A 26428-nucleotide genomic window follows, 5' to 3' on the forward strand; every position below is an offset into this window, starting at 1 on the left:
ACAAGATGTCGCGCTCGAAGGCTTCGACGCCTGCAGGCCGCTCCCCTGCCCTTTCCCAAACCTAGATAATGGTCATGCATGCGATGTCGATGCAAGTAAATGTACACGGTTTCGCGTGCACGGCGCGCTCCTTGGTGGAGACGGGATCGTTCGAACGGCGCATTCGTCACCGCACTGGTGGGACCGGCTCGACGAAGCAATCCTCAACGCCCGGGTACAGGCCCGGTCGAGCGCCGCAGCTGCAGCGCGTACGGCACGGCGACCATCGTGCCGGCATTGCGGTCGCGGATCGCCTTGAGCAGCTCGACGCCGGCAAGGCGTCCCATGTCGCGGGTCGGTTGGCGCACCGTGGTCAGCGCCGGGTAGATGTGCCGCGCGATCGGGGTGTCGTCGAAGCCGCAGACCGACACGTCGCCCGGCACCGACAGGCCGCGTTCGCAGATCGCGCAGATCGCGCCGGCGGCCATGTCGTCGTTGGCGGCGAAGATCGCGGTCGGCGGGCGCTTGAGGTCGAGCAGGTGGTTGGTCGCCGCGAAGCCGGAGTCGTAGTAGAACTCGCCGTCGGCCACCAGCGCGGGATCGAACCGGATGCCGGCGCGCTTCAGCCCTTCACGGTAGCCCGCCAGCCGCCAGCCGCTGGCGCCGTGCGCCGGATGGCCCTTGATGTGGGCGATGCGCCGGTGCCCGAGCTGCGCCAGGTGCGCGATCATCTCGCATGCCGCATCGCACTCGTCCACGATCACGCCGATGCGGCGGTTGGCCTCCATCGGCGAGATGCTGGCGTAGGGAATGTCGAGCGCGTCCAGCCGCTGCAGCAGCGCCGGGTCGTCGGTGATCGGCGGGGTCAGCACCACGCCGTCGAGCCGCGACTGGTCGATCAGCGCCTCGACCTTGGCGACGATGTCGCGCGCGTCGTAGACCAGCGGCGCCAGCATCAGGTTGTAGTGGTGCGCCTGGCAGGCGTCGAGCACGCCCAGCTCCACCTCCATCAGGTAGTTGCTGGACGGGTTGTCGTACAGCATCGCCACCAGGTACGAGCGCCGTCCGGCCAGCGTGCGCGCCGAGGGATGCGGGCGGTAGCGCAGCTTCTCGACGATCGCCTCGACCCGCTGCCGGGTCGCGTCGGCGACGTTCGGCTCGTGGTTGAGGACGCGCGAGACGGTCTTCATCGACACGCCGGCGGCGGCGGCCACGTCCTCGATACGGATTCGCATGTTGCCTCGTCCCGGCTCGGCCACGACCGGCTGCGATTCTGCCAGATGCACGCGCGCGCGCATGTCAGCGCGCGTGCCGCGGCGGCGGGAACGGGTTCATCGGGGCGTCTCCTCCCTGTGGGCGTCACCGATGCCGTTCCCGGCATGGCCCACCGGCATCTTTCCGTGATGCAACAAGCATCGCCGGCAGCTTGCGGCTATTCTGCCCACATCTTGACAACGCTGTCATCCATCGGACCGCCAGTCCACCACCGCGGAGAACACCCCTGATGACCACGACCTGGAACGCACGCCTGCGCATCGGCGTACTGGCCCTGGCGCTGGCCGGCTGCACGCCGTCCGGCAACGACACCGACGCCGCGGCCGCATCGCCGCCCGCGCCCGCCGACAGCGGGACGCCGAGCGCCGAGATCACCCCCACACAGTGGCCCGAGGTGGACTGGCCGCTGGCGGCGGACCCGGCCCTGGAGAACCGGATCGACGCGCTGCTGGCGACGATGACGGTGGAGGAGAAGGTCGGCCAGATCGTGCAGGGCGACATCGACAGCATCACCCCCGAGGACGTGCGCAAGTACCGGCTCGGCTCGATCCTCGCCGGCGGCGGCTCCGATCCGGGCCGCCGCTACAACGCCCCGCCGCAGGACTGGCTGGATCTGGCCGACGCGTTCTGGGAGGCCTCGATGGACACCAGCGGCGGCGGCAAGGCGATTCCGGTCATCTGGGGCATCGACGCCATGCACGGCCAGAGCAACATCGTCGGCGCCACCCTGTTTCCGCACAACATCGGCCTCGGCGCCACCCGCAACCCGGAGCTGCTGCACGAGATCGCCCGCATCACCGCGATCGAGACGCGTACCACCGGCATGGAGTGGACCTTCGCGCCCACCGTCGCGGTCCCGCGGGACGACCGCTGGGGCCGCGCCTACGAGGGCTACTCGGAGGATCCGGAGCTGGTCGCCAGCTACGCCGGCGTGTTCGTCCAAGGCCTGCAGGGCAAGCCCGGCACGCCCGAGTTCCTCGACGACCATCACGTGATGAGCTCGGTCAAGCACTACCTCGGCGATGGCGGCACCAGCGACGGCAAGGACCAGGGCGACACGGTGGTGAGCCAGGCGCAGCTGCGCGACATCCACGCCGCCGGCTACGTGCCGGCGATCGCGGCCGGCGCGCAGGCGGTGATGGCCTCGTTCAACAGCTTCCACGGCGAGAAGATGCACGGGCACAGGCCGCTGCTGACCGACGTGCTGAAGGAGCGGATGAACTTCGGCGGCTTCATCGTCGGCGACTGGAACGGCCATGGCCAGGTCCGCGGCTGCACCAACACCGATTGCGCGCAGACCTTCAATGCCGGCCTCGACATGGCGATGGCGCCGGACAGCTGGAAGGGCATGTACGAGTCCACGCTCGCGCACGTGCAGGCGGGCACGATCCCGATCGAACGCCTCGACGATGCGGTGCGCCGCATCCTGCGGGTGAAGTTCCGCGCCAACCTGTTCGAGAAGCCGAAGCCCTCCGAGCGTGCGCTCGGCGGCCGGTTCGAGCTGCTCGGCGCGCCGGAGCACCGCGAGGTCGCGCGCCGGGCGGTGCGCGAATCGCTGGTGCTGCTGAAGAACCAGGGCGGCATCCTGCCGCTGTCGCCGAAGTCCAGCGTGCTGGTCGCGGGCGACGGCGCGGACAACCTGGGCAAGCAGGCCGGCGGATGGACGTTGACCTGGCAGGGCACGGAAACCCGGCGCGAGGACTTCCCCAACGCAGACTCGATCTGGGGCGGGCTGAAGGCGCAGGTCGAAGCGGCTGGCGGCCACGCCGAGTTGGCGGTCGACGGCGGCTACACGCGCAAGCCCGACGTGGCGATCGTGGTGTTCGGCGAGGAGCCCTATGCCGAGTTCCAGGGCGACCTGCCGGACCTCATGTTCAAGGGCGGCAAGTCCGGCGACCTCGAGCTGATCCGCAAGCTCAAGGCCGACGGCATTCCGGTGGTGGCGGTGTTCCTCAGCGGACGGCCGCTGTGGCTGAACCGCGAAATCAACGCCGCCGACGCCTTCGTCGCCGCGTGGTTGCCGGGCTCGGAGGGCGGCGGGATCGCCGACGTCCTGCTGCGCGGCGCCGACGGCGACATCCAGCACGATTTCAAGGGCAAGCTGAGCTTCTCGTGGCCACGTCGCGCCGACCAGTTCGCGAACAACCACGGCCAGGAGGACTACGACCCACTGTTCGCATTCGGCTTCGGCCTGACCTATGCCGACGACGGCGACCTCGCCCCGCTGTCCGAGGAGCCGGGCGTCGACCCCGAAGCCGCTCGCAGCAACGCCTGGTTCGAACGCGGCATGGCGACCACCGGGCTGACCCTGCGCCTGGTCGGCGCCGACGACAGCGCCACCGACGTCGTGCATCCGGCCGCGGAGACCGCCGACGGCAGCCTGGAAATGACCGCGGTCAACACCGAGATCCAGGAGGGCGCGCGCGCGTTCGCCTGGTCCGGCGATGGCACCGTGCAGCTGCGCGCCAACACCCCGCTCGACCTGGTGCGGGAGACCAACGGCGACGTGTTCGTGGTCGCGACCGTGCGCGTGGATGCGCTGCCCAGCGACGGCAAGGCGACGTGGCTCGCCGGCTGCGGCCCGGACTGCGCCGGAGAATTGCCGATCGGCGATGCGCTGGCGAAGCTGCCACAGGGCCAATGGACGCGCCTGGGGGTGCAGCTCAAATGCCTGCGCGCGGCCGGCGCCGATACCGCCCGGCTCGACATGCCGTTCGCGCTGCGCACCGGCGCCGGCGCGCGGATCGCACTCAGCCACGTCGCCCCGGGCACCGATTTCGACCACAAGGTCGACTGCGCGACGCAGTAGCCGCGTCCTCCACCGGTGCGCGCCGGCACGCCGGCCGCGCCGTGGGCTGCAACACAGCGGTCTGCACGGGTGGGCAGCCGGGTCGCATCCACGGGCCTAGAATCGTGTCCTCCCGCACGCGGAGCACCCGACCATGATCGACCTCTACTACTGGCCCACCCCCAACGGCCACAAGATCACCCTGTTCCTCGAGGAAGCGGGGCTCGAATACCGCATCAAGCCGGTGAACATCGGCAAGGGCGACCAGTTCGAACCCGGCTTCCTCGCCATCTCCCCCAACAACAAGATGCCGGCCATCGTCGACCACGCGCCCGCGGACGGCGGGGAGCCGGTCAGCGTGTTCGAATCCGGCGCGATTCTCCTCTATCTCGCCAACAAGACGGGCCGCTTCTTCGGCGAAGACGTGCGCCGCAAGATCGAGGTCAACCAGTGGCTGATGTGGCAGATGGGTGGCCTCGGGCCCATGACCGGGCAGTACGGGCATTTCCACGTCTACGCGCCGGAGCAGATCCCCTATGCGATGGAGCGCTATCGCAACGAGGCCGCGCGCCTGCTCGGCGTGCTCGACAAGCAGCTGCAGGGCCGCGCCTTCATCACCGGCGACGACTACAGCATCGCCGACATGGCCAGCTATCCCTGGGTCGACCCGTACGACAAGGCGCCGCTCGACCTGGCGCCGTTTCCCGAGGTCCGGCGCTGGCACGCGGCGATCGCCGCGCGGCCCGCTACGCAGCGCGCGTACGCGCTGACCAAACAGGTCAACCCGGACGCCGGCAAGCCGATGAGCGACGAGGAACGTGCACTGTTGTTCGGCAAGGCGCCGGCCTGAGTCCGGTACGGCTTCGGTGCTCCGCCGTAGGAGCGCCCCATGCACGCGATGCCGCGGGCAGTTCGCCGCCCGCGGGATTCCGGTGGCCGGCGCGCCTGCCGGTCGGGAATCGCGGCATCCACCGGATCCTGCCGGCACTCGCGGTATCGCGCCCATGGGGCGCTCCTACGGAGGCGCGGCGGGCCGCTAGACTTGGCGCTTCCGCCCGCCGGGAGAGACCATGCGTCCCCTGCTCACCGCCGCCGTCCTGATGCTCGCCACCACCGCCACCGCCCTCGCCGACGATCGCAAGCTCACCCTCCAGGCCATCACCGGCGATGCGGCGCTGTCCGGGCCCACCCTGACCAAGCCGAAGATCGCGCCCGACGGCTCGCGCGTGACCTTCCTGCGCGGCAAGGACGAGGACCGCAACCGGCTCGACCTGTGGGAGTACCACGTCGACAGCGGCCAGACCCGCCTGCTGGTCGATTCGCAGGTGCTGCTGCCCGGAGAGGAAACGCTCAGCGACGAGGAAAAGGCCCGCCGCGAGCGCCAGCGCATCGCCGGCTTTTCCGGCATAGTCGACTACCACTGGGCGCCGGACGGGCAGCGGCTGCTGTTTCCGCTCGGCGGCGAGCTTTACCTGTACGACCTGACGAAGCGGGGCGCGGATGCGGTGCGCCAGCTCACCGACGGCGGCGGCTTCGCCACCGACCCGAAGCTCTCGCCCAAGGGCGGCTACGTCAGCTTCGTCCGCGAGCGCGACCTGTGGGTGATCGACCTGGCCAGCGGCAAGGAACTCCGCTTGACGGAGGACGGTTCCGACACCATCGGCAACGGCGTCGCCGAGTTCGTCGCCGACGAGGAGATGGGCCGCCATACCGGCTACTGGTGGGCGCCGGACGACTCGGCGATCGCCTACGCCCGCATCGACGAATCACCGGTGCCGGTGCAGAAACGCTACGAGGTGTATGCCGACCGCACCGAGGTGGTCGAGCAGCGTTACCCGGCCGCCGGCGATCCCAACGTGCGGATCGAATTGCGGGTGGCACGGCTGGCAGACGCCGGCCCGCCGCCGACGCGCGAGGGCGGCATCGATACCGCCGACGGCCCGCGTACGGTGCGGGTGCAGACGCGCATGGGCCCGGCGGCGCCGCTGCGCGTCGATCTCGGCGACGATCCGGATATCTACCTGGCGCGCGTCGACTGGCGCGACCCGCAGCGGCTGACCTTCCAGCGGCAGTCGCGCGACCAGCGCACGCTGGAACTGGTCGAGACTACGCTCGCGACCGGCGCGCAACGGATCCTGGTCGCCGAGACCTCGAAGACCTGGGTGCCGCTGCACGACAGCCTGCGCTTCCTCGAGGACGGCCGCTTCCTGTGGAGCTCGGAGCGCAGCGGCTTCGAGCACCTGTACCTAGCGTCGGAAGACGGCAGCGAACTCACCGCCCTGACCGCCGGCGACTGGCCGGTCGACGCGTTGCTGGCGGTGGATCAGGACGCCGGCCGCGTGTACTTCAGCGCCGGGCGCGAATCGCCGACCGAAAAGCAGATCTACGCGGTGCCGCTGGCCGGCGGCGAGATCGAGCGGCTGTCGCAGGCGCCCGGCCTGCACGACGCCAGCTTCGCCAAGAACGCCAGCGTCTACGTCGACAGCTGGTCGAACACGCGCACGCCGCCGCAGGTCGAGCTGTTCCGCGCCGACGGCAGCCGCATCGCCGCGCTCGTCGACAACGACCTGGACGCGCCGGACCATCCCTACGCCCCGTTCCGCGACGCGCATCTGCCGACCGAGTTCGGCACCCTGACCGCCGCCGACGGCCGCACCCGGCTGCACTACAGCCTGATCCGGCCGGCCGGGTTCGATCCGGCGCGGCGCCACCCGGTGGTGGTGTACGTCTATGGCGGCCCGGCAGGACAGACCGTGGTCGATGCCTGGCCCGGGCGCGCCGACGCATTCTTCAACCAGTACCTGGCGCAGCAGGGCTACGTGGTGTTCTCGCTCGACAATCGCGGCACGCCACGCCGCGGCGCCACCTTCGGCGGATCGCTGTACGAGAAGCAGGGGACGGTGGAAGTCGAGGACCAGGTGGCGGGCGTGGACTGGCTGCGCGCGCAGCCGTGGGTCGACGGCGAACGCATCGGCGTGCACGGCTGGTCCAACGGCGGCTACATGACCCTGATGCTGCTCGGCAAGGCGCCCGATGCCTACGCCTGCGGCGTGGCCGGCGCGCCGGTCACCGACTGGGCGCTGTACGACACCCATTACACCGAGCGCTACATGCACCTGCCGGACGCCAACGTCGACGGCTATCGCGAAGCCAGCGTGTTCACCCATGCCGGCCACATCCGTCCCGACCGCCTGCTGCTGATCCATGGCATGGCCGACGACAACGTGCTGTTCACCAACTCGACCAAGCTGATGAGCACCCTGCAGCAGGCCGGCGTGCCGTTCGAACTGATGACCTATCCCGGCGCCAAGCACGGCCTGCGCGGCCCGGACGCGCTGCACCGCTACCGCCTCAGCACCTCGTTCTTCGGCCGCTGCCTGAAGCGCTGAACCACGCCCCGCTCCCGGAGCCCGCGCAGCCGAGCAAGCTCGGCTCTACGGATCGCGCCAAGCCACACAGCCGGAACCAACCCGCCCCCCCCGTAGAGCGGAGCTCGCTCCGCTGCTCCCGCCCCCGGAGCCCGCGCAGCCGAGCAAGCTCGGCTCTACGGATCGCGCCAAGCCGCACAACCGGAACCAACCCGGCCCCCCGTAGAGCGGAGCTTGCTCCGCTGCTCCCGCCCCCGGAGCCCGCGCAGCCGAGCAAGCTCGGCTCTACGGATCGCGCCAAGCCGCACAACCGGAACCAGCCCGGCCCCGTAGAGCGGAGCTTGCTCCGCTTCCCCGGGGGCAACGCCATCCACCCACAAAGCGCCGGCCGCTCGCGGGCGCTCAGGCGAGCCGCGCCAGCATCCGCCGGTGCCGGACCAGCCGCGCCCAGCGCATGCCGATGTCGGCCCAGCAGACGTAGGCCGCCTCGCCGGCCACGCGCCACAGCGCCACCGGATGCCAGCGCCAGTGCGGCTCGGCCGCGCACAGCTCCGGCTCGAAGCCGAGCTGGCGCGCCAGCAGCGCGCAGCGCGCGAGGTGATAGCGGCTGCTGAGCAGGGTGACGGGACCGAGCGACACGTCGGCGCGCAGCAGTTCGCGCGCGTTGCGCAGGTTCTGCAGGGTGTCGCGCGAGCGCGATTCCAACTGCAGCGGGACGTCGGCGGCAAGGCCGCGCGCGAACAATGCGGCGCGCGCGAGCTCGGCCTCGCTGACCGCCCCGGGCGGCCCGCCGCCCAGCAGCATGAGGTGGCGCGGCGGGCGCTGCCGCCACAAGGCGACGGCGCGGGCCAGGCGCGCCTCGAAATCGGCGTCGATGCGGCCGCGGGGGGCATGCTTGCCGAACAGCAGCACGCACTCGCCGCGCGCCGGCAGGCACGAGGCGTTGCGCGCGATCCGCAGCACGTGGACGAAATAGACCACGTATACCAGGCCCACGCTGAGCGCGCAGGCGGCGGCGGCCACCGTCAGCGCATGCAGGGCGTCGCGGTCGATGAACAGGCGGATTCGGTGGGCGAGGCGGCTGGCCAACGACGGGGCTCGGCGTCCGGGCAGTTCACAGTTTACGGCCACCCGGCTCGTATACTGCCGGCCAGTCAGGAACGGAGCGCCGCCCAGTCGATGTCGTTGTCCCCGATTCCGGCGCTGGCGATCCGCGCCTACACCGCCACCACGGCACTCGGACGCGGCCGCGCCGCGCAGGCGACGGCGATGGCGGAACGCCGCGGCGGGCTGCGCCGCAACGACTTCGGCCCGGATCCGCTGGACACCTGGATCGGCCGCGTCGACCGGCTCGAGGAGGCGCCGCTGCCGCCGGAATTCGCCGACTGGGAATGCCGCAACAACCGGCTCGCCTGGCTCGCGCTGCAGCAGGACGGGTTGCCCGATGTCGTCGCCGCCGTGCGCGAGCGCCACGGCGCCGAGCGGGTCGCCGTGGTGCTGGGCACGTCCACCTCCAGCATCGGTGCCACCGAAGAGGCCTACGCGCGCCTCGAGGGCGGCGACGGTGCCGGTGGCCGCCGCTTTCCCGCCGACCTCGCCCGTCCGATCGTGCACCAGCCGCACTCGCTGGGCGATTTCGTCCGCCACGCCACCGGACTGCGCGGCCCCTGCGTCACCGTCGCCACCGCCTGCTCGTCCAGCGCCAAGGTGTTCGCGCAGGCGGCGCGGCTGATCCGCGCCGGCATCGTCGACGCCGCCCTGGTCGGCGGCGTCGACACCCTGTGCGGCAGCGTGCTGTTCGGCTTCAACGCGCTGGGACTGGTGTCGGCGCAGCCGGCGCGGCCGTTCGACGCGGCCCGCGACGGGCTGTCGCTGGGCGAGGCCGGCGGCTTCGCGGTGCTCGAGCGCGGCGACGACGCCCCGCTGCTGCTGCGCGGCTACGGCGAGTCCAGCGACGCGCACCACATGTCGGCGCCGCACCCGCAGGGGCTCGGCGCGCGGATGGCGATGCAGGACGCGTTGCAGCGCGCCGGCGTCGCCGCCGACGCGGTCGGTTACCTCAACCTGCACGGCACCGCCACTCCCGCCAACGACGCGATCGAGGCGCAGGCGGTCGCCGCGGTGTTCGACGGCGGCCTGCACGCCGGCTCGACCAAGGGCTGGACCGGGCACACCCTCGGCGCCGCCGGGATCGTCGAATCGGTGTTCGCCTTGATCGCGCTGGAGGACGGGCTGCTGCCCGGCACGCTCAACAGCCGCGAGCGCGATCCGGCCTGCGGCGCGCAGATCCGCTTCGACAACGCGCGGCGCGCGATCCGCTACGCGATGAACAATTCCTTCGGCTTCGGCGGCAACAACTGTTCGCTGCTGTTCGGTGCCGCATGAGGGCCTGCGCCGCACGCATCGCCGGCATCGGCTTCTGGACCGGCGGCCTGTCCGGCTGGCCGGCCGCGCGCGCGTTCGCCGCCGGCGGCGCGCTGGCCGACGACGCCCCGCGCCGGCCATCGCCGCGGCTGCTGCCGCCGAACGAACGCCGCCGGGCGCCGGAGTCGGTTGCGGTCGCGCTCGAGGTCGCGCTCGCCGCGTGTGAGGCGGCCGGGCGCGATCCGAAGTCGCTGCCGTCGGTGTTCGCCTCCGGCCACGGCGACTTCGCCATCACAGACTACATGTGCGGGACGCTGGCCAGCGAGCCGCGCGCGATCTCGCCGACCCGCTTCCACAACTCGGTGCACAACGCCGCCGCCGGCTACTGGACCATCGGCACCGGCTGCATGATGACCGCCACCGCGATCAGCGCCGGCCGCGCGACCTTCGCCGAAGGCCTGCTGGAAGCCCTGGTGCAGCTCGACGACGGCGCCGGCGCGGTGCTGCTGGTCGCCTACGACACCACCGCGGTCGGGCCGCTGGCGACGATGACCGGCAGCCGCGGCCTGCTCGGCGGCGCCCTGGTGCTGGCGTCCGCCGACGACCGCGCCGACGCCGGCCCGTGGCTGCACGCGACGCTCGTCGACGCCACCGCCCCGGCGGCCACCGGCCCCCTGGCATCGCTGCGCCACGACAACGCGATGGCGCCGATGCTGCCCCTGTTCGACGCGCTGGCCGCCCGCGACCGCCTGGTCCTGCTCGACGCCGGTCCCGGGCGCGCGCTGCGCGTGGAGATCGACCATGCCTGAAAATTCCGTCCGCCTGCATCGCGGCAACGTCGCCGTGGTCATCCCCGCGCTCAACGAATCGCTGCGCATCCGCGAAGTCGTCGAGGGCGCGCTGGCGCAGTGCGACCGCGTGATCGTGGTCGACGACGGCTCCGACGACGGCACCTCCGAGTGCATCGCCGGCCTGCCGGTCACCGTGCTGCGGCATCCGCGGCGGATGGGCAAGGGCGCCAGCCTGCGCGACGGCTTCCGCGAGGCGCTGCGCCAGGGCGTGCGCGCGGTGCTGACCATGGACGGCGACGGCCAGCATTCGGCCGAGGACATCCCGCGTCTGCTCGACAGCGCCAACCGCCATCCCGGCTGCGTGATCATCGGCGCGCGCCTGCGCAAGCGCCGCTGCCAGCCCTGGCACCGGCGCCTGGGCAACGAGTTCGGCGACTGGGGCATCGCCTGGGGCTGCGGCTTCCGCATCGTCGATTCGCAGAGCGGGCAGCGGCTGTACCCGGACGCCGTGTGCGCGCTCGAGAACGTGCCCGGCGAAGGCTTCGTGTTCGAGGCGCAGATGCTGATCTCGGCCGCGCGTTGCGCCGGCGCCGGCATCGTCTCGCTGCCGGTGGAATCGCGCTACGCCACGCCTGGCGAGCCGGCGCAGTTCCGCAAGAGCCATTTCCGCCTGTGGCGCGACCTGTACAACATCACCTCGCACGTCGTGGTACAGATCTGGCGCCAGGGCGACATGCTCCACGCCTACCGCCGCGCGCGCGCCACCCCGCCGGTGATCGACGATCCCGACGGCGAGTTCGCCGCCGCTCCGCTCCCGCAGGACTCGCACCAGGCAGGTTGACATGGACAGCGACGCTCCAGGCACCGACACCGACACCGACGTCCTGATCCTCGGCGGCGGACTCGCGGGGCTGACGCTCGCCCTCCAGCTGCGCCGGCGCGATCCGACGCTGCGGGTCGCGGTGATCGAGCGCAAGCCGCATCCGGTGCCCGAGGCCGCGCACAAGGTCGGCGAGTCGACCGTCGAGATCGGCGCGCACTACCTCGCCGACGTACTCGGCCTGCGCGAACACTTGGAGACCGAGCAGATCCGCAAGTTCGGCTTCCGCTTCTTCTTCTCGGACGGGCGCCACGACATCGACCGCTGCACCGAAATCGGGGTCAGCCGGCTGCTGCCGACGCCTTCCTGGCAGATCGACCGCGGCCGCTTCGAGAACTTTCTCGGCGTGCAGGCGCGCGCGCTCGGCGTGCGCTTCCACGACGGCGCCGTCGTGCGCGAAATCGGCATGGCCGCCAGCGGCAGCGGTGCGCCGCACGCGGTGACCTTCACGCAGGCCGACGGCGGGCACACCCTGCGCGCGCGCTGGCTGGTCGACGCCAGCGGTCGCGCCGGCCTGCTCAAGCGCAAGCTCGGCCTGGCGCAGGCCAACGACCACGACGTCAACGCCGCCTGGTGGCGGGTCGACGGTTGCGTCGATCCCAACCTCTGGTCGGAGGATCAGGCGTGGATCCAGCGCTGCACGCCGCCGGACCGCTGGCGCTCGACCAACCACATGTGCGGGCCCGGCTACTGGTTCTGGCTGATCCCGCTGGCCTCCGGCGCGCACTCGCTGGGGATCGTCTGCGACGCGAAGCTGCATCCGCTGGAGACGATGAACACCCACGCCAAGGCGATGGACTGGCTGCGCACGCACCAGCCGCGGGTCGCCGCCGCGCTCGACGGCGGCGGCCACGCGCTGCAGGACTTCCTGTTCCTGCGCCACTTTTCGTACGGCTGCAGGCAGGTGTTTTCCGCCGACCGCTGGGCGCTGACCGGCGAGGCCGGGCTGTTCCTGGATCCGTTCTATTCGCCCGGCACCGACTTCATCGCCATCGCCAACACCTACATCTGCGACCTGGTCGAAAAAGACCGCGCGCAGCAACCGTTCGCGCCCTATGCCGACCTGTACCAGCAGCTGTACTTCTCGTTCTACGAGAACACGCTCACGCTGTACCAGGACCAGTACCCGCTGTTCGGCGACGCCCAGGTGATGCCGCTCAAGGTGATCTGGGACTACACGTTCTACTGGGCCCTGCTGGGGCCGCTGTTCTTCGGCCGGCGCATGACCGACATCGCCATGCTCGGGCGCCTGCGCCCGCAATTCGCGGAAGCCAGCGCGCTCAACCGCGCCATGCAGGCGTTGCTGCGCGAGTGGGGCGAGCGCAACCGCGGCCGCGCGCCGCCGCCGGGACGGCTGCTCGACCAGTACGGGATCGGCTGGTTCCACGAGATGAACCGCGCGCTCGGCGACGTGCTCGACGACGAAGCCTTCGCCCGCCGCATCGGCGACAACGTGGCGCGGATGCGCTGGCTGGCCGCCGAGATCCTGGCGCAGGCGCGCGGCGTGCACGCCGAGATCGGCGACCGCGGCCTCGACCGCCTGCTGGCGGCGTCGGGCCCGACGCCGCCCTCGCTGGCGACCGCCTGGTACGCGCCAAGCAGTCCTTTCCGCCACGGTGAGAACCGGCCCGTCGCCACGGGTTCCGCCAATGAATAGCCCGCGCTTCAAGCCTCGATTGCTTTACCCCATTGCGAAGGACTCGGCTGCCTACCTACACCGCCCGTGGCGACGGGCCTGTCCGCCGCAACCGAGAAGGCTGCCTGGCGAAGGCGGCCGATGGCCCTATTCCTCCGGCGGCACCGGCGCGGTTTGTGGCGGCGGGTTCGGCACGTAGATGGCGATGCCGCTGGCGTGCTTCTGCCGCGGGCTGATGTTCACGCCGACGCCGGCGCCGCCGAAGCTGCTGCCGCCGATGCGGCCGCCACCGGCGCCGACGCTCACGCCGCCGCCGCCGTAACCGTCGGCGCTGCCCTGGAACAGCACGCCGTTGGCGCCGAGGCTGGCGGCCTCCTCGCGCAGCTTGCGCAGGACCGCATCGGTCTTGTTCTGCTCGCCGTAGGTGAACGCGCCGCTGGCGGTCTCGAGGATCGCGATCTCTTCGTAGCCGCCCGGCGGCGGGCCGTGGTAGATGCGCACCTGGGCCGGATCGATCGGCGGCCGCGGGGTGCCGGTGAGGACGTGGGACGTGGCGCAGCCGGCCATCGCCAGCGCGACCAGCAGCAGGAGGGAAACGCGGATGGCTCGCATGTCTTGGGTCCTCACGGCTGGGACCCGGGCATCATTGCCCAGGCCGTCTGAATCCTGTGTGCATGCCGGCCGCCATTTTCCCCTTGCCGGCGCTGGCGCTCCGCGGCTAGCCCATGCCGCCGTTGATGCCGATCACCTGGCCGTTAATGTACCCGGCCGCGTCCGAGCAGAGGAACCCCACCAGTGCGGCGACCTCCTCCGGCGTGCCGGCGCGCGCCGCCGGCACCATCTGCTTCACCTGCTCGGGCGGGAACACCGCCGCCGTCATCGCGCCGGCGATCACCCCGGGCGCGATCACGTTGACGCTGATCCCGCGCGAGGCCATTTCCCGCGCCAGCGACTTCGAGGCGCCGTGCAGCGCCGCCTTGGCCGCGGCATAGTTGGCCTGGCCGCGGTTGCCGAGCACCGCGGCCACGCTGGAGACGCTGACGATGCGGCCCCAACGGGTGCGCGCCATCGGCAGCAGCAGCGGCCGGGTGACGTGGAAGAAGCCGTGCAGCGACACGTCGATCACCCGTTTCCACTGCGCGTCGGACATGCCGGCCATCGGCGCGTCGTCGTGGATGCCGGCGTTGTTGACCAGCACCTGCACCGGGCCGTCGGCCAGCAGCGCCTCGAGCGCGGCGGCGGTCGCTTCGCCATCGGCGACGTCGAACGCGATCGCCTCGGCGCTGCCGCCGGCCTCGCCGATCGCGGCCACCACCGACTCGGCGCGGCCGCGGTTGGCATTGGCATGGACGATTACGTGCAGGCCGTCGGCGGCCAGGCGGCGGCAGATCGCGCCGCCGATGTCGCCGCTGCCGCCGGTGACCAGCGCGCGCCTGGGTGTCGTCGAAGTCATGCCGCGATGCTAACCCGCCGCGGCACCGGGGCGGCCCGCGGGCGGCGACGTCAGTGCGGCAGCTCCTCGATCACCGTGCTGCCGTCGGCCTGGTAGAACCGCAGCGCCGGATCGCCGTCCGCGCCCTCGACGGCGGCCCCCAGGCGCCGGTTGCCGCGGGCGTCGTTGAACTGCAGCAGGCCCTGGTTCTGCGCCGCGTCGGCCGGGAACGACACGTTGCCCAGGGTCATGCGCGCCACCCCGGCCGGATGGTCGGCGTTGAATGCGTCGATCCGCCGCTGCCGCTCGTCCTCCGGCAGGCCCTCGATGTCGACCAGCAGGTCCAGGTAGTCCTGGATCGGCCAGTCCGGCGTGTCCCAGGTCTTGATGGTCGCGCCCTTGACGCTGCCGTAGTCGAGCGCGTCGATGGCGAAGAGCTGGTCCTGGTCGTAGCCGTCGAAGCTCAGGTGCCCCCAGCGCGAGACGTTGCCTTCCGCGTCCTTGCGGCCGCCGAAGGTCAGCCCGCCGCTCTCGGTGCCCCCGGCGTCGAAGAACAGCGCGCCGGCGGTGTCGGACGCCTTGCGGTTGGTGAGGTCGGGGTATTCATGGCCCTTGACGATGATCCCCGGGATGCGCCTGGTGTTGCTGATCACCATGCGCAGTGTGCCGTCGGGTTCGACGACGTTGATGCGCTGGACGGTCACGGTATCGAAGCGCGGATTGCCACCGGTATTGGTGAAGCCGGCGAGCAGGGCGGCGATCACGCCGAGCGTCAACACGCCCGAATAGGCGACGAGGCATTTCTGGCCGTCGAGTTTCATGCTGGACTCCTGGATGCGGGAAGTTTCCGCACCGGCGACCCGGTGCGGTCGCGGGAGGAGGCGGCGATGCAGCGGGACCGGCACGCGACCTCCCGCGCACGACCTTAGGCGGGATGCGCCGGCCGTTCTGTGCAACAGGCCTCGTGCCGGCCGCCGGATGCGCGGATCGCGCCGGCGGTCACGGCCGCTCGGAGAACGCGTTCCGCTGCTCCGGCGGCGCCAGCACCACCGCGGCACGTCCCTCGGCGAGCGGCGTGCCGCGATGGAGCAGGCGGAAGGCGTACTGCTGGCTGGCGGCCGTTTCGGTCAGCGCCTCGGCCTCGCATTCGAGCGGGCCGGGCAGGTCGTCGATGCGCGCCAGGTGCAGGCGCACGTCGCGCAGGGCCACCAGCAGGCCGGCGCGCGCGGCCCCGCCCCCATCGCGCGCGCGCAGCCCGCCGTGCACCGCCATGGCCTGGGCGCCGTACTCGCACAGGTGCACGGCGTGCAGCCGGCCGCCGCTGCGCAGCGGGTGCTCCGGCGCGCGATGGCTGCCGGTGCGCAGCCGGATGCGCGCCGCATCCCAGGCGAGCACCTCGTCCCAGAGGCACATCGCGCCCTGGTGCGGGACCAGCGCGAGGATCTCGTCGCGGCCGATCATGCCGCGCCCTCTCCCGCGATCGCGCGGCGGTCCGCCGGCGGACGCGCCACCAACAGCGCCAGCACGAAGTTCGCGACCACGCCGATGCCCACCGTGGTGCCGATGGCGCGCAGTACCGGGATCGACGAGAGCGCCAGCAGGCCGAACACCAGCGCGGTCATCGCCGCGCACACCAGGATCCCGTGCAGGGTGCGCAGCCGCGCTTCGGCAGCGCCCCCTGCACGCTCGAAGAACAGCGCGTAGTCGAGGCCGAGCCCGGCGGCCAGCACCAGCGAGACCAGGTGGAACAGATTGAGTTCGATCCCGAAGCCGCGCAGCAGCGCCACGGTCAGCAGCAGGGTCAGCGCCATCGGCAGCAGCACCCGGCCCACCCGGCGCGGCGAGCGCAACGCCGTCCAGACCGTCAGCGCCAGCAGCACCGCGGCCAGCGCCAGCGCCGCCAGGACCCGGCCGCGCCAGGCCGCCACCAGCGCCTCGGACGTGTCCTTGAAATCGAGCAGACGGACACCGCTGCCGGCGGCCATGGCCGCCACCGCGGCCGGGTCGCGCAGCCCGCCCAGGGTGACCAGCGCGGTGGCGCCTTCCGCCGTGTCCAGCAGCAGGCCCGACACCGGCGCCTCCAGCGGGCTGCCGACGAGATCGCCGGGCCGCAGCGGCGGCGCACGGCGCGCGATCGCGACGTCGGCCACGAACGGCTCGAACGCATCGGGCCGGAACGGGCTGTCGGCCAATGCCTCGTCGAGCGCGGCGCGCAGGGCATCGGGCGCGGGCAGGCGCATCCGGCGCGCACGCTGCGTGGCGGCGCTGGGCAGGTAGCGCGCAGCAGAGTCCCACCCGGCAATGGCGCCGTCGGCCACCAGCGCATCGAGCGCCGGCTGCAGCCGCTCGAGCGCCTGCAGCGCGCCCTCGGCGTCGCGCGCCTCCAGCGCCAGCAGGTAGCGCACGTCCGGCGCGCCGAGTTCGCCGCGCAGTCGCCCGTCCTCGGCCAGCGCCGCCTCCGGCACCGGCGTCAGCCGCGAGAGGTCGTTCTGCCAGAAACCCCCGGGGGCCAGGGCGGCGACCGCCGCGCAAGCGAGCGCCAGCACGGCCAGCAGCGCCGGTGCCGCGCGCGGCCGCGGCAGCGCGTCGATGCGCGAGCCCAGGCGGCGCAGCCACGGCGACGTCGCGACGTCGCGGCGGTCCGGCTCCAGCAGCCGCGGCAGCAGGAAGCGCGTGGACAGCGCCGCGGCCAACAAGCCAGCGACCGTGAACACCGCCAGCTGGCGCAAGCCGTCGACGCCGGAGACGAAGAAGGTCAGGTAGGCGATGCAGGTCGACACCACGCCGGTCAACAGGGTCGGCCAGATCCCGCGCGCCACTGCCAGCGGCGACCGTCCCTCGCGCAGGTGGCTGAACAGGTGCACCGGGTAGTCCTGGGCCACGCCGATCAGGGTGAAGCCGAACGCCAGGGTGATGCCGTGCATCGCGCCGAACAGCAGCGCCACCGCGGCCACCCCGGCCAGCGCCGCGGTCGCCAGCGGCAGCACCCCGAGCAGCAGCAGGCGCCCGCTGCGGTAGGCGAACCAGAACAGCAGCACCAGCCCCAGCGAACCGATCGCGCCGATCCGCGCCGCCTCGCCGGCGGTGCGGCTGCCGATCTCGACCGAGAACGCGCCCGGCCCGGTCATCGTCAGGGCGCTGCCGGAATCGCCCGCGGCATCGGCGAACGCCTCGCGGATCGCGGTCACCACCGCCGCCTGCGCGCCCGGGTCGAAGCCGGCCGCATCGGTGCGCACCAGCAGCAGGGCCTCGCGCCCGGCGCGGTCGAACCAGACCCCGTGCAGGCGCTGCGGCACCGCCGCGGGTTCCCAGGCGTCGGCCAGCACCAGGGTCTCGAGGGTCGGATCGGCCGGCAGCAGCGGCTCGACCAGCGAGGCCGCGGGCGAGCCGAGGTCCTGCAGCCGCGCCTGCAGCTGGTCGCGCAGGAAGCCCGCGTCCAGCGCCCGGTCGTCGAGGGTCGGCGAAAGCAGGTAGCGATACGGGCGCAGCCGCTCCGGGATCGCCTCCAGCCCCGCATCGTCCGCGCCGTTGGCGACCAGGTCGATGCGCGGGTCCGGCCGCAGCGCCGCCGCCAGCGCGCGCGACTGCCGCGCCAGCGCCTCGGGCGCGGCGCCCGACAGCGACAGCAGCAGCAGGCGCGAACCGGGGCCGTCGCCGAGTTCGTCGATCAGCAGGCGCTGCTCCGGCGTGCGCGGCTCGGGCATGAAGGCGCGCAGGTCCCCGGACAGCTGCAGCCGCTGCCCCGCCCAGGTGCCGGCCAGCGCCAGCAGCGCCAGCCATCCCAGCGCCAGCGCCAGCCTAGCCCGCATCGCCGTTCCGTAGAGCCGAGCTCGCTCGGCTGCTCCAGGCTCCGGAGCCTGCGTAGCCGAGCAAGCTCGGCTCTACGGGGTGGACCCTTGCCGCCGGCATCAGCCGTCGCCGCGACAGAGCGCTTCGAGCGCGGCGGCGTCGGCCTGCGCATCGGCGCTGCGCGCGGCGCCGGCCATCAGCGTGCGCCGCGGCTCGCCCTCGCGCGGGCGGGTCTCGACGCAGCGCAGCTCGGCGCCACGACCGTACAGGGTGATGTCGCGGACGGCGTCGGCCAGCGCCGGATCGCGCGGCGTCAGGGTCATGCGCCAGCGCTCGCGCGCGCCCTGCACGTCGATCTCGTACTGCCGCGCCAGCGCCGCGTGGTCGCCGGCCAGCAGTGCGCCGAAGCTGGCCTGCAGGCCGGCCAGTTCGGGCGCCCGCGACAGCGCGAAGCTCCGCGGCGATCGCCCGGTGCGCTCGATGGTGGCGCGGCCGTCGCGGATGGTGGTGGTCTCGGCGTAGGGCGAATGCACCTGGCGGACCAGCGTGCGCTCGTCGGGGCGCAGGTACTCGCCGGCCACCCGCAGCGGCGCCTTCAGCATCGGCGAGGTGCGCACCTCCAGGAACGAGGTCCGCGCCGGCGCCGGGCGGGCCAGCTTCTCCAGGATCCAGGCGCTGCCGAACTCATCGCCCGCCGCCTGCGCCATCGCCCAGCACGGGACCAGCGCGCACAGCAGCACGGCCATGCCTGCGGCCCTGCGTGCCCGGCCCGTCGGTCGCACCGTTGTCGGCATCGCCGGTTTCATCGTCGTGCTCCCAGAAATCGTAGAAGTTGAACCAGTTGTAGGGCGCATCGCGCACATGATGCTCCAGGCGCGCGGCGTAACGGCCGATGAGCGCCGGGATCGCCGCCGCGCGTTCGCGGCGCGGCAGGTCGATGCCGTCGCTGAACGCCTCGAACACCAGGTCGTAGCGGTTGCCGCCGCGGTACAGGCCGAACGCCAGCACCACCGGGATCTTCAGCACCGCAGCGATCTGCCACGGCGCGGTGGGGAACGCCGCCGGCGTCCCGAGGAACGGCACCCGCACCGACGGCTCGCCGGGCTGGGTGCGGTCGACCAGCAGCGCGATCATCGCGCCCTCGTCGGCGGCCTGCTGGATCGCCAGCATGATCGCCGGGCCGGACTGGCCGGCGTCGATCACGGTGGCGGCGATCTCGGGATTGAGCGCGTCGAGCACCTGCATCAACGCCGCGCTGTGGCCCTTGTCCAGCAGCACCCGGATCTTGTAGTCGGGCCGCCGCCGCGACAGCACCCGCAGCACCTCGAAACTGCCCAGGTGCGAGCCGAACACCAGCACGCCGCGGCCGCGGTCGAGCTGCGCGTGCAGCGCCTCGAGGCCGCTGACGCGCACGTCGAAGCGGCGCAGGTCCTCGCTGAGCAGGAACAGGCGGTCGAGGATGGTCTGGGCGAAGGTGCGGATGTGGCGCAACACCTCGCGCCAGCCGGCACGGCGCCCGAACATGCGGCTCAGGTAGGCGCGCGAGTCGCGGCGCTCCTCGCCCCGGCGCAGCAGGAAGTACAGCGCGATCGGGTGCAGCAGCAGCCGTGCCAGGCCACGGCCACCGTAACAGCCGATCAGCCGGATCAGCGCCAGCGCGAACCGACCCCCGCCCTCGTGGCGCCGTTTCCACTGCGCACTCATGCCGCCGCGATCTCGCCGCTGGCGATCAGCACGGCATCGCGCAGCACCCGGAACTTCCAGCGCGGCGCGGCGGCCTCGCCGGCACGATCGAGTTCGACCCGCGCCGTCTGTCCGGGGAGCAGCGGCTGCAGGAACTTCACCTGCGGCAGCCGCAGCGCCCCGAGTTCGCCGTGCTGCGCCTCGACCGCCGCCAGCACCCGCTCCAGCAGCACCACGCCGGGCACCAGCGGGCGTCCCGGGAAATGGCCGGGCAGGCTGGGATGGTCGTGGGGAATGCTGAACTGCATGGCGGAGCCGGCGCGCAAAGGTGCAAGAGGATAACGTGCCAGGCAGTCGCATCCGTTGTAGCAATCTCAACCCGTCGCCACGGGCGACGCCAATAACCAGCTGGAATCATCTCCGGACGGCCTGAAACACAAGCAAGCCCTCCCGGCCGTCGCCCGTATCGACACTCGCCCCCTCCTACGAAACGGGCATGGAAAGCGACCGCGCCCTACTGCAACAACGCCACCACCGCCGCACGCGCCTGCACCGCCAGCACCCGCCGATCGAACGGCCCACCATCGCCGGCCAGCGGCAACGGCGCACCGAAGCGCACCCGGATACGGCCCGGCCGCACCCGGAAGAACCCGTCCGGCGGCAGCACCGCGCCGGCGCCCTCCAGCGCCACCGGCAGCACCTGCGCGCCGGCGTCGATCGCCACCTGGAACGCCCCCGGCTTGAACGGCGCCATGCTGCCATCGGAGCTGCGCGTGCCTTCCGGGAAGATGCACAGGATCGCACCGCCGCGCACCAGCGTTGCCGCACGGCGCAGGCTGGCGGTGGCGGCGCGGCGATTGTCGCGGGGAATGAACACCATCCCCATCGCCTTCGCATACCAGCCGACGAAGGGCACCCGGTCCATCTCCTGCTTGAGCAGGAAATGCAGCGGCACCGGCACTGCGCGAAACAGCGCGCAGATGTCGATCACGGATTGATGGTTGGCGACCAGCACATAGGGCCGCGACCAGTCGACGCGCTCCAGTCCCTCGACCTCCAGCCGCGCGCCGGCGCCGCCCAGCAGTCCCGGCGCCCAGCAGCGCGAGGCCATCCGCAGCGGCAGGCGGCGGTCGCCGCCCGACAGCGCATGCAGCAGCAGCGCCACGCCGATCAGGCCCGCGGTCCACAGCAGGGTGAACCCGAACTGGAGCACGTTGAAGACGGTCCACAGCCACCGCCACAAGGACGCGGGCTGCGGCCGCAGGGATTCGATGCGCTGGTTCACCGCGCAAGCATACCGTGCGCCCCTTGCCGAAGCCGCTTCGCAGGCGCCCGCGAAGCGCTGCGCGCCGCCCATTCAGCGTAACAGGTCGCGCCAGAAGGGTGCGCCGAGACCGGCGAGCCGGCGCAGGAAGTCGGCGAAGCTGCGGTAGCGGCCCGGAAAACGACGCTTGCGCACCAGGTATTCGCCGAAGAAGAAGCCGCCGACGATGCCGTAGTTGCACAGGTTGGCGAACCACGACCATTGCGTACGGGTGATGCTCACCGGCGCCTGCAGGCCCAGCGCCGCCAGCAGGCCGTCGGGAGCGGCGATCAGCGCCAGCATCAGGTTGACCACCGCCAGCACCGCCAGCAGCAGCGCCCAGGCGGCGGTCAGGCCACGGGTGTAGGCGCGCAGGTCCGGCGGCAGCGCCGCCGGTTCCACCCGGTCGAGCGCCGCCACGATCCGCGCGATCAGCGGCGCGCGCCCGGGCCGCAGGGTGCGCCCGAACATCCAGGCGATCAGGCCGATGAAGGCCACCGGCACCAGCAGCAACGGCAGTCCGGCATGGCCGGCGCGGAACAGGCCCCAGGCCGCGGCGGACAGCAGCGGCAGCGCCAGCCATGCCCAGCGCCGGCGCGCCGCCAGCGGCGCGGCCAGCACCAGCAGCATCAGCGCCAGCAGCGCCGCCAGTGCCAGCGCGTCGCTGTCGCGGGCGCTGGCCAGGTGCGCGAACAGGGCGTAGCCGACCGCCAACAGGACTTCGATGGTCAGCAGCATCGGTCGCCCGTGGTCCCCGGCCGCCGGCGGCCTCCGCAGACCGGACCGCTGCGCCCGTGGCGGCGGTGCGGCCGGTGCCGGCGCGCTCCGGTCACCCGGCCGGGCACCGCATGTGATGCCGCGCCGTCATGTCGTCCGGTGCTGCTCGACGTGCGCCGACAGCGCGCGCAACGAGGCGAAGATGCGCAGGTTCTCCTCGTTGTCCGAGCGCAACTGGAAGCCGTAGCGCTTGCTGATCGCCAGCGCCAGTTCCAGCGCGTCGATCGAGTCCAACCCCAGCCCGGTATTGAACAGCGCCGCCTCCGGATCGATCTCGCCGGGCTGCACCTCCTCCAGGTTCAGGCTTTCGACCAGGAGTTCGGCGAGCTCGCGTTCGGCGGGAGATTGGGTGGGCATGCGGGTCTTCCGTTGTGGTGAACGAGCGCCCGCTGCGGCAGGCAGGCGGGCGCGGGCGGCGCGCTATCATGCGCGCCCGGAATGATGGCATGGGCTGGCGGTCACCGCGAGATGTTGAACCCGATCGAAAACAGCGAGGCCACCAACGACGCCCTGGAAGAGGTCGACGTGCTGGTGATCGGCGGCGGACCCGCCGGCAGCACCGCCGCCGCGCTGCTGGCGCGCCGCGGCTGGCGCGTGACCCTGCTGGAGAAGGGCGCGCACCCGCGCTTCCACATCGGCGAATCGCTGCTGCCGATGAACCTGCCGATCCTCGAGCGCCTGGGCGTGCTGGAACAGGTGCGCGCGATCGGCGTGCGCAAGGCCGGCGCCGACTTCCCGCTGTGCGAGCAGCGCACCAACGTGTTCCGCTTCGCCCGCGCCCTGGATCCGCAGTACGACCACGCCTTCCAGGTGCGCCGCGCCGACTTCGACCGGCTGTTGTTCGAGCACGCGCGCGGCTGCGGCGTCGACGCCCGCGAGCAGGTGCGCGTGGAACGGGTCGAGTTCGACCCGACCGGGCGGCCGCGCCAGGTGCACGCCAGCGCCGCCGACGGGCGCGCGCTCGCCTTCCGCACGCGCTACCTGGTCGACGCCAGCGGCCGCGACACCTTCCTCGGCGGCAAGCTGAAGCTCAAACGCAAGAGCCGCGCCCACCAGTCGGCGGCGATCTTCAGCCATTTCCGCGGCGTCGAGCGGCGCGAGGGCGCCGACGCCGGCAACATCACCGTCGACCGTTTCGAGCACGGCTGGTACTGGCTGATCCCGCTGCCCGACGACGTCATGAGCGTGGGTGCGGTGTGCACGCCCGAATACCTCAAGCAGCGTCGCGGCGACAACGCCGCGTTCCTGATGCGGACGCTGGCGGCGCGGCCGTCGGTGTGGACGCGGATGCAGCGCGCCGAGCGGGTGGCGCCGGTGCACGCGACCGGCAACTATTCCTACCGCTGCACGCGCATGGCCGGCCCCGGCTGGGTGATGGCGGGCGACGCCTACGCCTTCATCGATCCGGTGTTCTCCTCGGGCGTGTACCTGGCGATGAACAGCGCCGAGCACGCCGCCGAGGTGGTCGACGGCGCACTGCGCGAGCCGGCCCGCGAGCCGGCGCTGCAGCGTGCGATGGCCAGGCGCCTGCGCCGCGGGCTGCGGCACTTCTCCTGGTTCATCCACCGCTTCACCACGCCGGTGATGCAGCGCCTGTTCGCCAGCCCACGCAACGACTGGAAACTGGAGCAGGCGGTGGTCTCGATGCTCGCCGGCGACGTGTTCGACAACCGCGCGGTGCTGTGGCGGCTGCGGGTCTTCCGCCTGCTCTACGCGCTGAACGCGCTGGCGATCGCGCCGCAGGCGCTGCGCGGCTGGCGGCGGCGGCGGCGCCAGGTCGACGTGGCGTTCGCCGGCGACACGCTGCAGGAGGGCAACCCGTGAGCCGCCCGCTGATCGCGGCTCACGACGACGAACCGGCGCGCCTGCAGGTGGACTACGCCGATGCCGATGCGCCCGAGGCGCTGTTCGGCGACGACGCGCTCGCCGTGCTCGGCTTCGGCCATGATGCGCCGCGCTGCGACGACCCGCGCTACCTGCGGGTGCCGCTGCAGCCCTACGGGGCCGCGCCGTTCGAGGTCTGGCGCGCCAATGCGCCGGTGCGCCGCGGCCGCGACGGCGCCATCGCCTGGGCCAGCGACGGCCACCTCGGCTTCGGCGCGATCGAGGTCGAGGAGGGCGCCGGCGGCATCACCGAGGCCGCGCGTCGGGGCTATGCGGCACTGACCCGGTTCGTCTCCGGTGGCGACACCCCGCACCTGCTGCGGATCTGGAACTACCTCGACGCGATCACCCTGGGCGACGGCGACGCCGAGCGCTATCGCCAGTTCTGCCTCGGGCGCGCCGCCGGACTCGGCAGTTTCGATACCGGCCGGCTGCCGGCGGCGACCGCGGTCGGCCGCTGCGACGACGCCCGCGTGGTCCAGCTGTACTGGCTGTCGGCGCGCGCGCCCGGCACGCCGCTGGAGAACCCGCGCCAGGTCAGCGCCTACCGCTACCCGCGCCAGTACGGCCCGCAGTCGCCCAGCTTCGCCCGCGCCATGCTGCCGGCCGACGGCGTCGCCATGCCGCTGCTGCTGTCCGGCACCGCGAGTATCGTCGGACACGTGTCGCAGCATGCCGGCGAGCTGCAGGCGCAGCTGGAGGAGACGCTGGCCAACTTCGACGCCCTGCTCGGCGCCGCGCGCGCGAAGCGCCCCGACCTGCCGGCGCAGTTCGGCGCCGGCAGCCGACTGAAGGTCTACGTCCGCGATCGCGACGACCTGCCGCTGGTGGCGCGGGCGCTGGACGCGCGCTTCGGCGACCGCGTGCCGCGGCTGCTGTTGCACGCGGCGATCTGCCGCCGCGAGCTGGCGGTCGAGATCGACGGCGTGCACCGGTGAAGCGAGGAACGAGAACCGAGGAGTGAGAAGCGAGCAAACGCAACGACGAAGGCGCTCTTCTCTCGTTTCTCGTTCCTCTCCACCCGTTCCTCGCTCCCCATGCACTATTCTCACCGGCACCGTCACCTCGGAGAAACGCCATGGGCCTGATCAGCCTGCTGTGGGGCATCGTCGCGATGCTGTGGATGGTCGTCGCGCTGATCCCGTTGCTGGGATGGGGCAACTGGTTCCTGATCCCGTTCGCCGCGGTCGGCGCGATCATCGCCGCCATCGGCATCGCCGTGACCGCGCGCGAGAACCGCGGCCGCGCCAAGACCGGGCTGCTGCTCAACGGCATCGTGATCGTGGTCGGCGTGTTCCGGCTGACGCTGGGCGGCGGCGTCATTTGAAGGCCCCGTCGACGCTCCCGTAGAGCGGAGCTTGCTCCGCTGCACGGGCTCCGGAGCCGGGAGCAGCGGAGCAAGCTCCGCTCTACGGGGGGCGACCAGTCCATCGGCCCGGACGTAGAATGCCTCCATGAGCCTCCTCCCGATCCGCCCGCGGCGCATGCGCCGCGACGAGTTCTCGCGCCGGCTGATGCGCGAGCACGTGCTGACCACCGACGACCTGATCTGGCCGCTGTTCGTGCACGAGCACGACGGCCGCGCCGCCGTGCCGTCGATGCCGGGGGTGGAGCGGGTGTCGATCGACGAGCTGCTGCGCAGCGCCGAGCGGGCCTGCGCGCTGCGGATCCCGGCGCTGGCGCTGTTCCCGGTGACCGCGCCGGAGGCCAAGTCGCTCGACGCCGCCGCCGCCTGGGCCGACGACGGCCTGGTGCAGCGCGCGGTGCGCGCGCTCAAGCAGCGCTTCCCGCAGCTGGGCGTGATCACCGACGTCGCCCTCGACCCCTACACCGCGCACGGCCAGGACGGGCTGGTCGACGACGGCAGCTACGTGGTCAACGACGCCACCGTGGCCGCGCTGGTGCGGCAGGCGCTGTCGCACGCCGCCGCCGGCGCCGACGTGGTCGCGCCCAGCGACATGATGGACGGGCGCATCGGCGCGATCCGCGACGCCCTGGAACGCGACGGCTTCGTCCATACCCGCATCCTCGCCTACGCCGCCAAGTACGCCTCGGCGTTCTACGGCCCGTTCCGCGACGCGGTCGGTTCCGCCGCGGCGCTCGGCAAGGCCGACAAGACCACCTACCAGATGGACCCGGCCAACTCGGACGAGGCCTTGCGCGAGGTCGAGCTGGATCTCGACGAGGGCGCCGACATGGTGATGGTCAAGCCGGGCCTGCCGTACCTGGACATCGTGCGCCGGGTGAAGGAGCACTTCGGCGTGCCGACCTTCGCCTACCAGGTCAGCGGCGAGTACGCGATGCTCAAGGCCGCGGCGCAGCAGGGTTGGCTAGACGAACGTGCCTGCGTGCTGGAATCGCTGACCGCGTTCAAGCGCGCCGGCGCCGACGGCGTGCTGACCTATTTCGCGGCGGACGCCGCGCGCTGGCTGCGCGAACGGGACTAGGCTGTATCGACATCCACTCCCTCCGCCGACAA

Annotated in this window: 24 protein-coding genes; 11 read left to right on the forward strand and 13 right to left on the reverse strand. The window is 72.2% G+C overall.

From position 1 onward, the window contains the following. Positions 1-203: 203 nt before the first annotated feature. Positions 204-1214 carry a LacI family DNA-binding transcriptional regulator gene (locus tag U3649_RS01540; RefSeq protein ID WP_407353139.1) on the reverse strand — a complete coding sequence of 337 codons (1011 nt, stop codon included), beginning with the start codon at positions 1212-1214 and terminating at the stop codon, positions 204-206. A 269-nt stretch (positions 1215-1483) separates the two neighbouring features. Here U3649_RS01540 and U3649_RS01545 point away from each other — a divergent pair, with 269 nt between their 5' ends. The 3 genes from U3649_RS01545 to U3649_RS01555 all read left to right on the forward strand — a co-directional run bounded on the left by U3649_RS01545 (position 1484) and on the right by U3649_RS01555 (position 7431). Next, positions 1484-4063, forward strand: a complete 2580-nt coding sequence (locus tag U3649_RS01545) for a glycoside hydrolase family 3 N-terminal domain-containing protein (protein ID WP_407353140.1) — start codon at positions 1484-1486, stop codon at positions 4061-4063. A 133-nt stretch (positions 4064-4196) separates the two neighbouring features. Next, on the forward strand, positions 4197-4892 hold the full coding sequence (locus U3649_RS01550) for a glutathione binding-like protein (protein ID WP_407353141.1): 696 nt from the start codon (positions 4197-4199) through the stop codon (positions 4890-4892). Between the two features lie 220 nt (positions 4893-5112). Next, positions 5113-7431, forward strand: a complete 2319-nt coding sequence (locus U3649_RS01555) for a DPP IV N-terminal domain-containing protein (protein WP_407353142.1) — start codon at positions 5113-5115, stop codon at positions 7429-7431. Between the two features lie 381 nt (positions 7432-7812). On the opposite strand, the gene U3649_RS01560 is transcribed toward U3649_RS01555, so the two are convergent. Continuing rightward, positions 7813-8499: a YdcF family protein gene (locus U3649_RS01560; protein ID WP_407353143.1), complete on the reverse strand. Its 687-nt coding sequence runs from the start codon at positions 8497-8499 to the stop codon at positions 7813-7815. 90 nt (positions 8500-8589) lie between these two features. On the opposite strand from U3649_RS01560, the gene U3649_RS01565 reads away from it, so the two are divergent. The 4 genes from U3649_RS01565 to U3649_RS01580 are packed head-to-tail and all read left to right on the forward strand — an operon-like array spanning position 8590 to position 13102. Then, entirely contained in the window at positions 8590-9795 is a 1206-nt protein-coding gene (locus tag U3649_RS01565; RefSeq protein WP_407353144.1) for a beta-ketoacyl-[acyl-carrier-protein] synthase family protein, read from the forward strand. Further along, complete coding sequence (locus tag U3649_RS01570; protein ID WP_407353145.1) at positions 9792-10583, forward strand: beta-ketoacyl synthase chain length factor; 792 nt, start codon at positions 9792-9794, stop codon at positions 10581-10583. Before U3649_RS01565 ends, U3649_RS01570 begins: the two co-directional genes overlap by 4 nt. Continuing rightward, positions 10576-11406: a glycosyltransferase family 2 protein gene (locus U3649_RS01575; protein WP_407353146.1), complete on the forward strand. Its 831-nt coding sequence runs from the start codon at positions 10576-10578 to the stop codon at positions 11404-11406. The genes U3649_RS01570 and U3649_RS01575 overlap by 8 nt, the downstream gene beginning before the upstream one ends. Position 11407: 1 nt before the next feature. Beyond that, the gene (locus tag U3649_RS01580) at positions 11408-13102 is read left to right on the forward strand and encodes an NAD(P)/FAD-dependent oxidoreductase (RefSeq protein WP_407353147.1); all 1695 of its coding nucleotides are present in this window, start codon (positions 11408-11410) and stop codon (positions 13100-13102) included. A 126-nt stretch (positions 13103-13228) separates the two neighbouring features. Here the strand turns inward: U3649_RS01580 and U3649_RS01585 are convergent, their stop codons facing one another. The 11 genes from U3649_RS01585 to U3649_RS01635 form a co-directional block, all read right to left on the reverse strand. Next, entirely contained in the window at positions 13229-13693 is a 465-nt protein-coding gene (locus tag U3649_RS01585; protein WP_407353148.1) for a hypothetical protein, read from the reverse strand. A 106-nt stretch (positions 13694-13799) separates the two neighbouring features. Next, positions 13800-14534, reverse strand: a complete 735-nt coding sequence (gene fabG, locus U3649_RS01590) for a 3-oxoacyl-ACP reductase FabG (RefSeq protein WP_407353149.1) — start codon at positions 14532-14534, stop codon at positions 13800-13802. 50 nt (positions 14535-14584) lie between these two features. Further along, on the reverse strand, positions 14585-15334 hold the full coding sequence (locus U3649_RS01595) for a hypothetical protein (RefSeq protein ID WP_407353150.1): 750 nt from the start codon (positions 15332-15334) through the stop codon (positions 14585-14587). Positions 15335-15512: 178 nt separating this feature from the next. Further along, positions 15513-15974 (reverse strand): phosphotransferase, encoded by a 462-nt coding sequence (locus U3649_RS01600; protein WP_407353151.1) that lies wholly within the window; start codon positions 15972-15974, stop codon positions 15513-15515. Further along, positions 15971-18322: an MMPL family transporter gene (locus U3649_RS01605; RefSeq protein ID WP_407353152.1), complete on the reverse strand. Its 2352-nt coding sequence runs from the start codon at positions 18320-18322 to the stop codon at positions 15971-15973. The genes U3649_RS01600 and U3649_RS01605 overlap by 4 nt, the downstream gene beginning before the upstream one ends. A gap of 99 nt (positions 18323-18421) precedes the next feature. Beyond that, entirely contained in the window at positions 18422-19048 is a 627-nt protein-coding gene (locus U3649_RS01610; RefSeq protein ID WP_407353153.1) for a LolA-related protein, read from the reverse strand. Then, the gene (locus U3649_RS01615; protein WP_407353154.1) at positions 18987-20006 is read right to left on the reverse strand and encodes an acyltransferase; all 1020 of its coding nucleotides are present in this window, start codon (positions 20004-20006) and stop codon (positions 18987-18989) included. Before U3649_RS01615 ends, U3649_RS01610 begins: the two co-directional genes overlap by 62 nt. Beyond that, a complete protein-coding gene (locus tag U3649_RS01620; RefSeq protein WP_407353155.1) occupies positions 20003-20293 on the reverse strand; it encodes a hypothetical protein in 291 nt (96 codons plus the stop codon). Before U3649_RS01620 ends, U3649_RS01615 begins: the two co-directional genes overlap by 4 nt. 206 nt (positions 20294-20499) lie before the next feature. Further along, positions 20500-21228: a lysophospholipid acyltransferase family protein gene (locus tag U3649_RS01625; RefSeq protein ID WP_407354678.1), complete on the reverse strand. Its 729-nt coding sequence runs from the start codon at positions 21226-21228 to the stop codon at positions 20500-20502. A gap of 114 nt (positions 21229-21342) precedes the next feature. Next, positions 21343-22026 carry a ketosynthase gene (locus U3649_RS01630; protein WP_407353156.1) on the reverse strand — a complete coding sequence of 228 codons (684 nt, stop codon included), beginning with the start codon at positions 22024-22026 and terminating at the stop codon, positions 21343-21345. Positions 22027-22152: 126 nt separating this feature from the next. After that, positions 22153-22422 (reverse strand): phosphopantetheine-binding protein, encoded by a 270-nt coding sequence (locus U3649_RS01635; protein ID WP_407353157.1) that lies wholly within the window; start codon positions 22420-22422, stop codon positions 22153-22155. 114 nt (positions 22423-22536) lie between these two features. Here U3649_RS01635 and U3649_RS01640 point away from each other — a divergent pair, with 114 nt between their 5' ends. The 4 genes from U3649_RS01640 (at position 22537) to hemB (ending at position 26396) form a co-directional block, all read left to right on the forward strand. Continuing rightward, complete coding sequence (locus tag U3649_RS01640; protein WP_407353158.1) at positions 22537-23889, forward strand: NAD(P)/FAD-dependent oxidoreductase; 1353 nt, start codon at positions 22537-22539, stop codon at positions 23887-23889. Then, positions 23886-24887, forward strand: a complete 1002-nt coding sequence (locus U3649_RS01645; protein ID WP_407353159.1) for a pteridine-dependent deoxygenase — start codon at positions 23886-23888, stop codon at positions 24885-24887. Before U3649_RS01640 ends, U3649_RS01645 begins: the two co-directional genes overlap by 4 nt. Before the next feature lie 140 nt (positions 24888-25027). Then, entirely contained in the window at positions 25028-25276 is a 249-nt protein-coding gene (locus tag U3649_RS01650) for a hypothetical protein (protein ID WP_407353160.1), read from the forward strand. Positions 25277-25403: 127 nt separating this feature from the next. After that, on the forward strand, positions 25404-26396 hold the full coding sequence (gene hemB, locus U3649_RS01655; RefSeq protein WP_407353161.1) for a porphobilinogen synthase: 993 nt from the start codon (positions 25404-25406) through the stop codon (positions 26394-26396). The last annotated feature ends 32 nt before the right edge of the window (positions 26397-26428 follow it).

The sequence above is a fragment of the Luteimonas sp. R10 genome (genome assembly GCF_045689605.1).
GTDB lineage: Bacteria > Pseudomonadota > Gammaproteobacteria > Xanthomonadales > Xanthomonadaceae > Luteimonas.